General features: G+C 62.6%; 9 protein-coding genes and 4 pseudogenes. 10 read left to right on the forward strand and 3 right to left on the reverse strand.

Annotated elements, in window-relative coordinates; genetic code table 11:
* Positions 1–10: 10 nt before the first annotated feature.
* Positions 11–427 carry a RidA family protein gene (locus ACZZZP_RS24175; protein WP_463384403.1) on the forward strand — a complete coding sequence of 139 codons (417 nt, stop codon included), beginning with the start codon at positions 11–13 and terminating at the stop codon, positions 425–427.
* On the opposite strand, the gene ACZZZP_RS24180 is transcribed toward ACZZZP_RS24175, so the two are convergent.
* Positions 414–563 (reverse strand): hypothetical protein, encoded by a 150-nt coding sequence (locus ACZZZP_RS24180; protein ID WP_463536913.1) that lies wholly within the window; start codon positions 561–563, stop codon positions 414–416. The two genes, ACZZZP_RS24175 and ACZZZP_RS24180, sit on opposite strands and share 14 nt — an antisense overlap.
* Positions 564–565: 2 nt before the next feature.
* Here ACZZZP_RS24180 and ACZZZP_RS24185 point away from each other — a divergent pair, with 2 nt between their 5' ends.
* The gene (locus ACZZZP_RS24185) at positions 566–1,243 is read left to right on the forward strand and encodes a DUF1028 domain-containing protein (protein WP_463536914.1); all 678 of its coding nucleotides are present in this window, start codon (positions 566–568) and stop codon (positions 1,241–1,243) included.
* A 19-nt stretch (positions 1,244–1,262) separates the two neighbouring features.
* A complete protein-coding gene (gene argE, locus ACZZZP_RS24190; RefSeq protein ID WP_463384405.1) occupies positions 1,263–2,411 on the forward strand; it encodes an acetylornithine deacetylase in 1,149 nt (382 codons plus the stop codon).
* Positions 2,412–2,474: 63 nt separating this feature from the next.
* Here the strand turns inward: argE and ACZZZP_RS24195 are convergent.
* Positions 2,475–3,399: pseudogene (locus ACZZZP_RS24195) on the reverse strand (LysR family transcriptional regulator).
* 194 nt (positions 3,400–3,593) lie between these two features.
* Here ACZZZP_RS24195 and ACZZZP_RS24200 point away from each other — a divergent pair.
* From ACZZZP_RS24200 to ACZZZP_RS24230, 7 genes and pseudogenes are all read left to right on the forward strand, one after another.
* The gene (locus tag ACZZZP_RS24200) at positions 3,594–4,376 is read left to right on the forward strand and encodes a carbon-nitrogen hydrolase family protein (RefSeq protein ID WP_463384407.1); all 783 of its coding nucleotides are present in this window, start codon (positions 3,594–3,596) and stop codon (positions 4,374–4,376) included.
* Positions 4,377–4,611: 235 nt separating this feature from the next.
* Entirely contained in the window at positions 4,612–6,102 is a 1,491-nt protein-coding gene (locus tag ACZZZP_RS24205) for an aldehyde dehydrogenase (protein ID WP_463384408.1), read from the forward strand.
* A 21-nt stretch (positions 6,103–6,123) separates the two neighbouring features.
* Positions 6,124–7,503, forward strand: a complete 1,380-nt coding sequence (locus ACZZZP_RS24210) for an aspartate aminotransferase family protein (RefSeq protein ID WP_463384409.1) — start codon at positions 6,124–6,126, stop codon at positions 7,501–7,503.
* 263 nt (positions 7,504–7,766) lie between these two features.
* Positions 7,767–8,741, forward strand: coding sequence for an ABC transporter substrate-binding protein (locus ACZZZP_RS24215; protein ID WP_122449816.1), 975 nt, complete (start codon positions 7,767–7,769; stop codon positions 8,739–8,741).
* Between the two features lie 82 nt (positions 8,742–8,823).
* On the forward strand, positions 8,824–9,627 hold the full coding sequence (locus tag ACZZZP_RS24220) for an ABC transporter permease (RefSeq protein ID WP_122492379.1): 804 nt from the start codon (positions 8,824–8,826) through the stop codon (positions 9,625–9,627).
* 20 nt (positions 9,628–9,647) lie between these two features.
* Positions 9,648–10,450: pseudogene (locus tag ACZZZP_RS24225) on the forward strand (ABC transporter ATP-binding protein).
* Positions 10,451–10,552: 102 nt separating this feature from the next.
* A pseudogene (locus ACZZZP_RS24230) lies at positions 10,553–12,199 on the forward strand (GMC family oxidoreductase).
* Between the two features lie 167 nt (positions 12,200–12,366).
* Here ACZZZP_RS24230 and ACZZZP_RS24235 read toward each other — a convergent pair.
* Positions 12,367–13,708: pseudogene (locus ACZZZP_RS24235) on the reverse strand (hemolysin family protein).
* Between the last annotated feature and the right edge of the window lie 103 nt (positions 13,709–13,811).

Consider the following 13,811-nt stretch of genomic DNA (forward strand, 5'->3'; position numbering starts at 1 on the left):
AGGGCGTCCCATGAGCACACCGACCCATACCCGCATTCGCATGTTCAACACCAAGGACACCTACCCCAACCAGACCCTCGACAACGACCTGTGCCAGGCCGTGCGTGCCGGCAATACCGTGTACGTGCGCGGCCAGGTGGGCACCGACTTCGACGGCAACCTGGTCGGCCTCGGCGACCCCCGCGCCCAAGCCGAACAGGCCATGAAAAACCTCAAGCAACTGCTGGAAGAGGCGGGCAGCGACCTCAGCCATATCGTTAAAACCACCACCTACCTCACCGACCCGCGCTACCGCGAGCCGGTGTATCAGGAAGTGGGGAAATGGTTGAAGGGTGTGTTTCCAATTTCCACTGGCCTGGTGGTTTCTGCGTTGGGACAGCCACAGTGGCTGATGGAGATCGATGTAATCGCCGTCATTCCGGACTAAAAGCTACTGCGCTTGGCGATACGGCGTTGAAAGCCTCTTCGGAATGCTCATTGACTACAGTCAACTCCGCTTCCTCATCGACTTTCGCCTTGCCTCGCCGGCGCTCGTGACGCTTTTCTTTTTTATGCAGGAGCATTAATGACCTTCTCCATCGTCGGCCGTTGCGCCGAAACCGGCCAACTCGGCATCGCCATCAGCTCCTCCAGCATTGCCGTGGGCGCCCGTTGCCCCTGGGTGCGAGGTGGCATTGGCGCGGTCAGCACGCAGAACATCACCCTGCCGGCCCTGGGCCCGGAAATTCTCGACCTGCTGGAACAAGGCGCCGCTGCCAGCGAAGCGCTGGACAAGGCCCTGACCACCCACGGTTTCAGCCAATACCGGCAAGTGACTGTGATTGATCACCACGGCGCCACCGCGTTGTTCACCGGCAGCGAAGCCCTCGGCGTGCACAACGCCGTGGCGGGTGACCAATGCGTGGCGGCGGGCAATCTGCTCTCCAGCCCGCAGGTGATCGACGCCATGGTGGCGGCATTTGAGGGCAGCACCGGCGAAGCGCTGGCCGACCGCCTGCTGGCCGCCATGAACGCGGCGATGGCCGCCGGTGGCGAAGCGGGGCCGGTGCATTCAGCCGCGATGTCGGTGGTCAGCGACTTGCTGTGGCCGATTGTCGACTTGCGCGTGGACTGGGCCGAGCACGACCCAATCGGTGAGCTGGGCAACCTGTGGACCGCCTACCGCCCGCAAATGCAGGACTACGTCACCCGCGCCCTGGACCCCACGAAGGCGCCGAGTTATGGCGTGCCGGGGGACGAATGAACACCTGTGGACCTGCGCCATGTATCTGAGCCGCGACCTGCTTTCCCACCTCATCGCCTTCGACACCGTCAGCCGCGAGTCGAACCTGGCGTTGATCGGGTTCGTCCGCGATTACCTCGCCGGCCTGGGCATCGACAGCGAGCTGATTTACAGCAACGACCGCCGCAAGGCCAATTTGTATGCGCGCCTCGGCCCAGCCGGCGCGGGCGGGGTGATGCTATCGGGGCACAGCGACGTGGTGCCGGTGGACGGTCAGGCCTGGACGCTGCCGCCGTTCACCCTCACCGAGCGCGACGGCAAGCTTTATGGCCGAGGCGCGGCCGACATGAAGGGCTACATCGCCTGCGTGCTCGCGGCGCTGCCTGCGTTTCTGGCCAGCCCGATGCGCGTGCCGCTGCACCTGGCGATTTCCTATGACGAGGAAGTCGGCTGCCTCGGTGTGCGCAGCCTGATTGAGGCGCTGGAGCATCGGCCGGAGCGACCAAGCCTGTGCATCATCGGCGAGCCGACGTCCATGCGCCCGGTGCTCGGCCACAAAGGCAAACTCGGTATGCGCTGCGAGGTACACGGCGCCGCCTGCCATTCGGCTTACGCGCCACAGGGCGTGAACGCCATCGAATATGCCGCCAAGTTAATCAACCGCCTCGGCGAAATCGGCCAGCGCCTGGCCGCCAAAGAGCGCCACGACGCGCGCTTCGATCCGCCGTACTCCACCGTACAAACCGGCACCATCAGCGGCGGCAGCGCCTTGAACATCGTGCCCGAACACTGCCGCTTCGACTTCGAAGTGCGCACCTTGCCGGCCGACAATGCCGAGACCATCGCCGACGAATTGCAGGCTTACGCCGCCGAGCTGCTGCCGCAGATGAACGCCGTGCAACCCGGCACGGGCATCCGCTTCACACCCATCAGCGCCTACCCCGGTTTAGCCACCGCCGCCGACAGCGAAGCCGCGCAATTGCTGGCGCTGATCAGCGGTTCGGACGATTTCGGCACCGTGGCCTTTGGCACCGAAGGCGGCCTGTTCGACCAGGCCGGCATTGCCACCGTGGTCTGCGGGCCGGGCAGCATGGACCAAGGCCACAAGCCGGACGAATTTGTCAGCCTTGAGCAGCTAAGCCAGTGCGACGCCATGCTGCGGCGCTTGGCGAAATGGATGCAGGCATAGAGCTTTCTGTAGGAGAGGCTTCAGCCTCGATAGGCTAGACCAAACACCATCAAACCATCGCGCCTACGGTTTCACCGCATCGGGCCCGCCGCTCAACTCCTGCTGACAATAATCGGCAAACAACTGCGCCGACTTTGTCAGCTGCGAGCGCTTCAACCAGGCCGCCACCAGCCCGGAGCCGGTGACGTTCTCGGCAATATTTACCGCCACCACTTTCTGCCCGTCATAGGTGCATTCCGAGTGCGGCCGCGTAACCAGCACGGAAAAGCCGAACCCTTGCCCGACCATGCCGCGCACCATCTCGATGGAAGGCGAGCTGAAGGCGATGTGAGGCGTTAGGCCGAGCTCTTCGAACAGGCTCACGAAGTAGGTTCGGCTCGGCAGCACGTCGAGCAAAATCATCGGCTCCAGCGCCAGGTCGCGCAGCGACACCTGCGCCTGCTGGGCGAAACGGTGGTCGGCTGGCAACAGCGCGTAGGGGCGCTGCGGCGGCATCAACTCCTGGGTTTCGATGGTGCCGTCCAGGTCGTGGTCGTAAAGAATCGCCAGGTCGAAACTGCCGGACGTCAGGCCTTGCACCAGCTCCAGTTGTTCGCCGTCCCGAATGCGGATTTCCACGCCCGGGTACAGCGCGTTGAAGCTCTGCGATCAGGCGCGGCAGATACAGCGGCGCCACGGTTTCAAAGCAGCCGATATCGATCTGCCCGGCAATGATGTCGTTGTCGGCCAGGGCGTTCTGCTCGAACTCCTTGGCCATGCGCAGCAGTTCCTGCGCCTTGCGATAAAAGCGTGCGCCGCTGGGGGTTAGCGACACGCCCTGGGCGTGGTGACGAATAAACAGCTGCACGCCAAAGCTTTCCTCCAGGCCCTTGATGGCCGTGGAAATCGACGGCTGGGCGATGTACAGCTTGCGCGAGGCCTCGGCAACGCTGCCGCACTCTACAGTGGTGACGAAGTATTTAAGTTGGCGCAGGGTATAGGCAGCCACGACAAACCTCAGATAAGACATTTCCGTGCACACCTTACCGCGTTGGTGCAGCCGTAACGGTCTGGCATGACCACCTTTTTGCGCGGCAATGGGCATATTTTTCTTGGCCGGCGGCTTGCTGAAGATGCACAAGCAGCGGCTAGAGTGTTGCTAGCAAAACCCGTACACAGCCTAAAAACACAGGAGGACATTGCATGCGTCTGGCGCTCTGGCAAACCGAAGGACACCCCGGCGACGTCGCCGCCAACCTCGCCGACCTGGCCACCCAGGTGCGCGCGGCGGCAGCAGCTGGCGCGCAGTTGCTGCTGTGTTCCGAGCTATGGCTGGGCGGCTACAACCTGCGGGCGCAGCCGGCCGAAGCGGCGGACGGGCCCTCGGCGCAACGCATCGCCGAACTCGCGCGCGAGCACAACATTGGCATCTGCTACGGCTATGCCGAAACCCACGACAGCGGCGGCAAACCCTACAACTCCGCGCAACTGATCGACGGCCAGGGCACGCGCCTGTGCAACTACCGCAAAACCCATCTGTTCGGTGCCTTCGAGCGCACCTTGTTCACCCCCGGCGAGCACTTGCAGGCGCCGTTCGAGTTCGCCGGTTGGTCCATCGGTTTGCTGATTTGCTTCGACGTCGAATTTCCCGAGAACGTACGCAAGCTGACGCTGGAGGGCGCCGAGCTGCTGCTGATTCCCACCGCGCTTACGCCGGAATACCGCGCCGTGCCCGACCTCATCGTGCCGGCCCGCGCCGTGGAGAATCAGCTGTTCGTTGCCTACTGCAATCACAGCGGCGTGGAAGCCGGCCTGGTCTTTCTCGGCGGCTCGTGCGTGGCGGCGCCAGATGGCAGCAAACTGGCCAGTGCGGCCAATGGCGAGGCGTTGCTGGTGGTTGATCTCGACCACGGCCAGCGCGCCGCGCAGGAGAGCACCTTTCCCTACCTCGCCGGCCGGCGCCCGGAGATCTATAGCCATTCATAACCCCTGTGGGAGCGGCTGGGCGGCACTCCGATTAGCCGCGATGCTCTTGATCAAAAGCATCGCGGCTGAAGCCGCTCCCACACTTAAACGCCGATGCACTTTTATCTCGCACTCCGCCCCACCTCGGTGCGCTCCAAAGCAGCTTTTTCATATACCCCGAACACATATTTAATAATTTTCCTATGCAGCCCGTTCCGCCACCATCGCTCTCACTAATCGGCACGAGGGCGTTGGGGTGTTTGAGCTTAATGACTGGCAACAACGGGCGGCGGCTCAGTGCTTTCCTACCCTGGCGCTGATCGATGGTCAGGCGGTTGCGGCGCAATCCGGGGCGACCTTTGCGGCCATCAATCCGGCCACCGGCGCGGTGCTGGCCGAGGTGGCTGCGTGTGGCGATGCCGATGTCGATGCAGCCGTTCGGGCGGCGCGTCAGGCGTTTGAGTCCGGCGTGTGGGCGCGTCGTTCGCCGGCCGAGCGCAAGGCGGTGCTGCTGCGCCTGGCCGAGCTGATTCTGGAGCACCGCGAAGAGCTGGCGCTGCTCGATTCGCTGAACATGGGCAAGCCGGTAATGGATGCCTACAACATCGACGTGCCCGGCGCCGCCGGCGTGTTTCGCTGGTACGCCGAAAGCCTCGACAAGCTCTACGACCAAATCGCCCCCAGCGCCCACAACGTACTCGCCACTATTACCCGCGAAGCGCTCGGCGTAGTCGCGGCCGTGGTGCCGTGGAATTTCCCACTGGATATGGCCGCTTGGAAACTCGCCCCGGCACTGGCGGCCGGCAACTCGGTGCTGTTGAAACCGGCCGAGCAGTCGCCGTTCTCGGCCTTGCGCCTGGGCGAGCTGGCGCTTGAGGCGGGCATTCCAGCGGGCGTGCTCAACGTGCTGCCGGGCCTCGGTGAGCAGGCCGGCAAAGCCATGGGCCTGCACGCCGACATCGACTGCCTGGTCTTCACCGGCTCCACGGAAGTGGGCAAATATTTTATGCAGTACTCGGCCCAGTCGAACCTCAAGCAGGTGTGGCTGGAGTGCGGCGGCAAGAGCGCGAACCTGGTCTTTGACGACTGCACCGACCTCGATCTGGCCGCCGAAAAGGCGGCGTTTGGCATCTTCTTCAATCAGGGCGAAGTCTGCTCGGCCAACTCCCGCGTGCTGGTGCAGCGTTCCATCCATGACGAATTCGTCGAGCGCCTGTGCGCCAAGGCACAAGCCTGGCAGCCGGGCGACCCGCTAAACCCGGCCAGTACCGCCGGCGCCATTGTTGAAACGCGGCAAACCGAACGGGTGATGAACTACATCCGCGACGCCCATGAGCAGGGCGCGCGCCTGGTCTGCGGTGGCGAGCAGGTGAGCGTCAACGGCAGCCGAAACTTCGTACAGCCGACCATCTTTACCGGCGTAACGCCGGACATGCGTCTGGCCCGTGAAGAAGTGTTCGGCCCGGTGCTGGCAGTGATCCCATTCGACAGCGAAGAAGAAGCCCTGCGCCTGGCCAACGACAGCATCTACGGCCTGGCCGCCTCGCTATGGACTGACGACCTCAACCGCGCCCACCGCGTGGCCCGGCAATTGCGCGCCGGCACCGTGTCGGTGAATACCGTCGATGCCCTGGACGTGACCGTGCCGTTCGGTGGCGGCAAACAGTCGGGTTTTGGCCGCGACCTCTCTTTGCACTCTTTCGACAAGTACACGCAGTTGAAGACCACGTGGTTTCAGCTGCGCTAATAAAAAGACCGGAGACATTTGATGACTGCCCCACTGCCCAAACGCGAAACCAGCGACTACCAAGCCTCTGACGCCGCTCACCACATCCATGCCTTTCTCGACCAGAAAGCGCTGAACGCCGAAGGGCCGCGGGTGATTGTGCGAGGTGAGCGTTTGCATCTGTGGGACAACGACGGCAACCGCTTCCTCGACGGCATGTCGGGCCTGTGGTGCACCAACCTCGGTTACGGCCGTAAAGACCTCGCCGCTGCGGCCAGCCAACAGCTGGAGCAGCTGCCGTACTACAACATGTTTTTCCACACCACCCACCCGGCGGTGGTGGAGTTGTCGGAGCTGCTGTTCAGCCTGTTGCCCAGCCATTACAGCCACGCGATTTACACCAACTCCGGCTCCGAAGCCAACGAGGTGCTGATCCGTACCGTGCGCCGCTACTGGCAGATTCTCGGCAAGCCGCAGAAGAAAATCATGATCGGCCGCTGGAACGGTTACCACGGCTCAACACTGGCCGCGACGGCGCTCGGCGGCATGAAGTTCATGCACGAAATGGGCGGGCTGATTCCGGATGTCGAGCACATTGACGAGCCCTACTGGTACGCCCACGAAGGCGATCTGACGCCGGCTGAGTTCGGCCTGCGTGCGGCGCGCCAACTGGAAGAAAAGATTCTCGAACTGGGCGCCGACAACGTCGCCGGGTTTATCGCCGAACCGTTCCAGGGCGCGGGCGGCATGATCTTCCCGCCCGAAAGCTACTGGCCGGAAATTCAGCGCATCTGCCACCAATACGACGTGCTGCTGTGCGCCGACGAAGTGATTGGCGGCTTCGGTCGCACCGGCGAGTGGTTCGCCCACGAATACTTTGGTTTTCAGCCGGACACCCTGTCCATCGCCAAGGGCCTGACCTCTGGCTACATCCCCATGGGTGGCCTGGTGCTGAGCAAGCGCATGGCCGAGGTGCTGGTGGAGCAGGGCGGCGTGTTCGCCCACGGCCTGACCTACTCCGGCCACCCGGTGGCAGCAGCGGTGGCGATTGCCAACCTCAAGGCGCTGCGTGATGAAGGCGTGGTCAGCCAGGTAAAAAACGACACCGGCCCGTACCTGCAAAGTTGCCTGCGCGAAGTGTTTGGCAATCACCCGCTGGTGGGCGAGGTACAGGGCGCTGGGTTGGTTGCGGCGTTGCAATTTGCCGAAGACAAAACCACCCGCAAACGCTTCGCCAACGAAAACGACATCGCCTGGCGCTGCCGCAGCATTGGCTTTGAAGAGGGCGTGATCATTCGCTCGACCCTGGGCCGCATGATTATGGCGCCGGCGCTGGTCGCAACCCGTGGCGAGCTGGATGAACTGGTGAGCAAGACCAAGCGGGCGGTGGATCGGACGGCGCAGGAGATAGGGGTTCTTTGACCCACCACAACCCTTGTAGGAGCGGCTTTAGCCGCGATGCTCTTAAAAGATCAAAAGCATCGCGGCTAAAGCCGCTCCCACAGGTCCCCCAGTCCTGGGTCCCATTTCCATAGGTCACCAAACACAGCTCCATCGAACATCGCTCCACCGCAGAACAAGAACCCAGCCCAACAGAGGCGCGGGTCACGGAATCACTTGGCCGTTGGCCATTACTGCCCCGCAATTCTATCAATAACTAAGCCTTCAGGCTGTGGGAGTGTTCCATGCGTAAGTCCTTGCTCAAGCGTGTCTCGCTGTCCCTCGTTCTCGCCGCTGCCGCTACCGGCGCGCAGGCTGGCAAGTTGTCTATCGGCCACACCACCTGGGTGGGTTACGGCACGTTGTACCTGGCCCGCGACCTGGGTTACTTCAAAGACGCCGGCCTCGATCTGGAGCTGACCACCATCGAAGAAGCCTCGATGTACATGGCCGCTCAAGCCTCCGGCAAGCTGTCCGGCTCAGCGTCGACCATCGACGAAATTCTCAAGTACCGCTCCAAAGACTTCTGCTTCAAAACCGTGGCCGCACTCGATGAAAGCCATGGCGGCGACGGCGTAGTGGTGACCAAAGACATCACCAGCATCAAAGGCTTGAAGGGTAAATCGATTGCCGTGAACGAGGGCTCGGTGTCGCAGTTCTGGCTCTCGTATCTGCTCAAGAAAGAAGGCATGAGCATGGCCGACGTCGAGGTGCAGAACATGACCGCCGACGACGCTGCCACCGCCTTTATCGCCGGTCGTATTCCGGCTGCGGTGACCTGGGAGCCGAACCTGACCATGGTCAAGCAGAAGGGCGCTGGCAACGTGCTGGTCGACAGCAGCGCCACGCCCGGCGTGATTGTCGATGTGGTGGCGCTGTCGTGCGACGTGATCGAAAAGCAGCCTGAAGACGTGAAAGCCCTGGTCGCCGGTTTGTACAAAGCCGTGCAGTACACCAAAGACCATCCCAAAGAGGCCTACACCATCATGGCCAAAGGCGTGGGCGGTTACCTGTCCAAGCCTGAAGACCTGGCCGAAGCCGCCAAGGGCGTGAAGTTCTACGACCAGGCCATGAGCGAAAAACTGCTCGGCACTAAAGGCAAGCCCGGCGACATCGCCGAGATCATCAAGCTGGCCAACGAAACCTGGAGCGAGCTGCAAGGCAAGCCGTTCACCGTCAGCTATGACGACCTGGTGGACACCTCGTTCGTCACCCCGTAACGCCTTCTCGCCGCGTGTTTCGGCACGCGGCGTGCTTTCTCTGCCTTGTTTCTTTCTGCCCTGCTGATGTGGAGGTGGCGTGATGGCCACTGTTCGATCCTGGATAAACCGCTGCCTGACCCCCAAGGTCGGCCTGCCGGTAAAACTTGTTTTTGCGGCTAGCACGTTGTGCTGGTTGGCCGTGTTGGGCCTGTGGGTGGGCCTGTCTTATGGCGGCGTGGTGCCGACCATGTTTCTGCCCACGCCGGGCGCCGTGTTCGATGCGGCGGTGCGCCTGAGCAACGACGGCACGCTGGCCAAGCATGTGGGCGCGAGCCTGGAAGTGGTGCTGATCGGCTTTGCCCTGTCATCGCTGGTGGCGGTGCCCTTGGGCCTGCTGATGGGCAGCTTTCGCATCGTGCAGGCGCTGCTTGAGCCGCTGGTGAACTTCATTCGTTACCTGCCCGTCACCTCGTTCGTGCCGCTGTTTATTTTGTGGATCGGCATCGGTCTGGAACAGCGGGTGGCCGTGATCATCTTTGGCACCTTCTTCCAGCAATTGGTGATGATTGCCGACGTGTCCAAAGGCGTTTCCAAAGACCTCGTCAACGCCAGCTACACCCTCGGCGCCACCCGCCGCGATGTGGTGTTCCACGTGCTCGGCCCGGCCTCGTTGCCCGGCGTGCTCGACACCTTGCGCGTGACCATGGGCTGGGCCTGGACCTACCTCGTGGTCGCCGAACTGGTGGCGGCATCCAGTGGCCTTGGCTACATCAGCCTGAAAGCCATGCGCGGCTTCCAGGTGGACGTGATTTTCCTCGCCATCGCCATCATCGGCCTGCTGGGCCTGATCACCGACCAACTCTTCCGACTGCTCCGCCTGAGGATTGCCGCATGGGCACAATAGCCTCCACCAAGCCCTACATCATGCCGCCGCTGAGCGAGTACGCCGCCGTCGAAAGCCGCCTGAAAGTGGAAGGCGTGAGCCTGCGTTACCAGTCGCCGAGCGGCGACACCTTCACCGCGCTGGATAACGTGTCGTTCGAAGTGCCGGACCAGCAATTCGCCGTGATCGTCGGGCCGTCGGGCTGCGGTAAATCCAGCCTCCTGTACCTCACTGCCGGCCTCGCTGAACCCAGCGACGGCGCCATTTTTGTCGGTGGCAAAAAGGTGCAGGGGCCGGGTGCCGATCGCGGCATGGTGTTCCAGAGCTACACCTTGTTTCCCTGGCTGACGGTGCGCCAGAACATCGAGTTCGGCCTCAAACGCCGTGGCCTGCCGGGCGATGAAATCAACACCATCGTCGAGTTCTACCTGGGCGAAGTGGGCCTGAGCAAATTCGCCCAGCATTACCCCAAGCAACCTCGGGCGGCATGATGCAGCGCGTCGCCATCGCCCGCGCCCTGGCCAACGACCCGCAGATTCTGCTGATGGACGAACCCTTCGGCGCCCTCGACAGCCAGACCCGCCTGCAAACGCAGCAGCTGCTGTTGCAGGTGTGGGGCAACGCCAAGAAGACCGTGGTGTTCGTCACCCATGACATTGACGAAGCCATTCTGCTGGCCGACCGCATCTACGTCATGGGCGCACGCCCGGGGCGCATTAAAGAAGTGCTCGACGTGCCCATCGACCGGCCGCGCTCAATGGACGTGGTCATGGAGCCCGAGTTCATCCGCATGAAACGGCGGATCCTTGAGCTGCTGCATGATGATTTGGCGCAAGTGCACTGACACCTAAAGCATCGCGGCTAAAGCCGCTCCCACAGAGTGCACGAGTCTGTGGGAGCGGCTTTCAGCCGCGATGCTCTTCACCGTTTACACCGAGGCCAGTACATGTCTGAGCAATACGACTACATCATCGTCGGCGCCGGTTCGGCTGGCTGCGTATTGGCCAATCGCCTGAGCGCCGACCCAGCCGTGCGCGTGTGCCTGCTTCAGGCCGGCGGCAGCGATGCCAGCCCGCGCGTGCAAACGCCGGCCGGCACCATCACCTTGTACAAGAGCAAAATCTTCAGCTGGAATTTCTTCTCTACGCCGCAAAAAGAGCTGAACAACCGTCGCCTGCACACGCCCCGAGGCAAGGCGCTGGGCGGGTCCAGTTCGATGAACAGCATGATCTACATTCGCGGCGATGCCTCGGATTACGACCGCTGGGCCGAGCTGGGCTGCACAGGTTGGAGCTGGGCCGATGTGTTGCCGCTGTTCAAGAAATCCGAACGCAACCTGCTGGGTCAGAACCCGGCGCTGCACGGCACGCTCGGCGAGCTGCTGGTGGACCGCGCCCGAGACCCGAATCCGCTGTCGACACTGTTTGTAAAAGCGGCCGAGCGGGTGGGCATCAAGCGCAACGACGACTTCAACGGCGGCACGCTGGAAGGCGCAGGCATCTACAACCTGACGCAGAAAAACGCCAAGCGGCTGTCCGCCTACCGCGCCTTCGTCGGGCCCATTCGCGGCCGGCCGAACCTCACCGTGCTGACCGGCTGCACCGTGCAGTCGCTGGACATGGACGGCACCCGCGCGCGGCCTGCAGGTGCTCAAAGACGGCCAACCGCTGACCCTGACGTGCAGCCGCGAAGTGATTCTGTGCGCCGGCGCGCTGGGCTCGCCGCAGATTCTGCTCAACTCCGGTATCGGCCCACGAGCCGAGCTGGAAGCGGCGGGTGTGCCGGTGGTGTGCGACCTGCCGGGCGTGGGCAAGAACCTGCAAGACCACCTCGACGGTTTGATTGCCGTGCGCTCGGCCAGCCCGCTGACCCTGGGTTTTTCCTGGGGTTCGCTGGCTGCCATCGTGCTGTCGCCGTTCAAATACCTGCTGCAGAAAAAGGGCTGGCTAACCACCAACTACGTGGAAGCGGGCGGCTTTGCCCGCACGCCGCTGGCTGATGCGTTGCCAGACGTGCAGTTCCACTTCGTGCCGGGCTACCGCAGCCATCGCGGGCGCTTGTTCGAGTGGGGGCATGGCTATGCCGTGCACACCTGCGTGCTGCGGCCCAAGTCCATCGGCGAACTGCGCCTGAGCCCGCAACGGGAACTGGAGATTGACTACAACTTCCTCGCCGACATGGACGACGCCAAAGTGCTGATCGAAGGCCTCAAGCTGGCGCGCAAGGTGTTGGCCGACAGCAGCTTCGACGGCTTGCGCGGCAAGGAAATGCTGCCGGGGGCCGAGGTGCAGAGTGATGAGCAATTGCTGGCGTATATCCGTGATTACGCCGCCACGGTTTTCCACCCCGTAGGCACCTGCAAGATGGGTGTGGATGCCCTGAGCGTGGTGACGCCGCAATTGCAGGTGAGGGGCGTGCAGGGGTTGCGCGTGGCTGATGCTTCGATCATGCCGACGCGCTGATCAGCGGCACCAATGCGCCGTGCATCATGATTGGCGAGAAGGCGGCGGGGATGATTGTGGCTGACGCTGTTTCTATAGGAGCGGCTTCAGCCGCGATTGGCCAAAGTGCGGTTCCGGTGTCGGTCGCTTAAGCTCAAAAGCATCGCGGCGGGGATGATTGTGGCTGACGCTGTTTCTGTGAGCGGCTTCAGCCGCGATTGGCCAAAGTGCGATGCTGGTGTCTGTCGCTTAAGGTCAAAAGCATCGCGGGTAAAGCCGCTCCCACAGGGGGCGCACCGTCAATCGACGCTCAAACGTTTCAATCCAGCTTCACAACCTTCGCCAAAATCACCTTCGGCCCTTTCATCTTCTTGATGATGATGCGCAGCCCTTCCACGTCGAGCACTTCTTCCTCTTCCGGCATGCGGTTGAGGGTTTCGTAGATCAGGCCGGCCAGGGTTTCCGCTTCGATGTGGTCGAGGTCCACGCCCAGCAGGCGTTCGACTTTGAACAGCGGCGTATCGCCCCGCACCAGCAGCTTGCCGGGCTGGTAGGCGAGGATGCCGCGTTCGGCTTTGCGGTGTTCGTCCTGAATGTCGCCGACCAGCGCTTCGAGCACGTCTTCCATGGTCAGGTAGCCGATTACTTTGCCGTCGGCTTCTTCCACCAGGGCGAAGTGCGAGCCGCCTTTGCGGAATTCTTCCAGCAGGCTCGACAACGGCATGTGCCGGGTGACGCGCTCGACCGGCATCATCAGGTCGCTGATTTTCAGGGCAGATGGCAGCATTTCCAGCAACGACAGGTGCAGCAGCAAATCCTTGATATGCAGCACGCCAACGAATTCTTCGGTTTCCTCGTTGTACACCGGGTAACGGCTGTATTTGTGCCGGCGGAATACGGCAAATACTTCATGCAGGGCGGCGTTGAGGTTCAGGTAGACCAAGTCTTCGCGGGAGTTGGCCCCAGTCCACCGCTTCCAGCTCGCCCATTTCCACGGCCGAGGCCAGCACGCGCATGTCTTGATCGCTCGGGTCGCTGGCGCGGCTGGGTGCAGGATCAGTTTCAATTCGTCGCGGCGCTGTAATGGTGTTCGTGGTGGGGCCCGGTTCGCCCTGGCCGGCGATACGCAGAATGGCGTTGGCGCTGGCGTTGAGGATGAAAATGGCCGGGTACATGGCCCAGTAGAACAGGTACAGCGGCGCGGCCGTCCACAGCGAGAGCAGCTCCGGCTGGCGAATGGCCCAGGACTTGGGCGCCAGCTCGCCGACCACGATGTGCAGGTACGAAATGATGAAGAACGCGGTGAAGAACGCGATGCCGTGCACCAGTTGCGGCGAGTCGACGCCCAGGCTGTGCAGCAGCGGCGTTAGCAGCTCGGCGAACGCCGGCTCACCGACCCAACCCAGGCCCAGCGATGCCAGGGTGATACCCAGTTGGCAGGCGGACAGGTAGGCGTCGAGTTGGTTGTGCACGGTGCGCAGAATGTGGCCGCGCCAGCCGTTTTTGGCGGCGATGGCGTCCACGCGCGTGGCGCGCAGTTTGACGATGGCAAATTCGGCCGCAACGAAGAAACCGTTGAGCAGAACCAGCAGAAGGGCGAAGAGAATAAGGCCGAAGTCAGCGAAATACGTGGCGGCGTCGTAACTAGGAGAAGGGTCCATAGGGTGGTTCAGGGTGTCCGGATTCGAAGTAGTGAGTGGCGTTAAACGCGTCGGTCTGGGCGGTGCAGCCGGCACCGCCAGATCAGCAGACCAGCCGCTAGCG

The organism is Pseudomonas sp. AC211, from assembly GCF_979258055.1.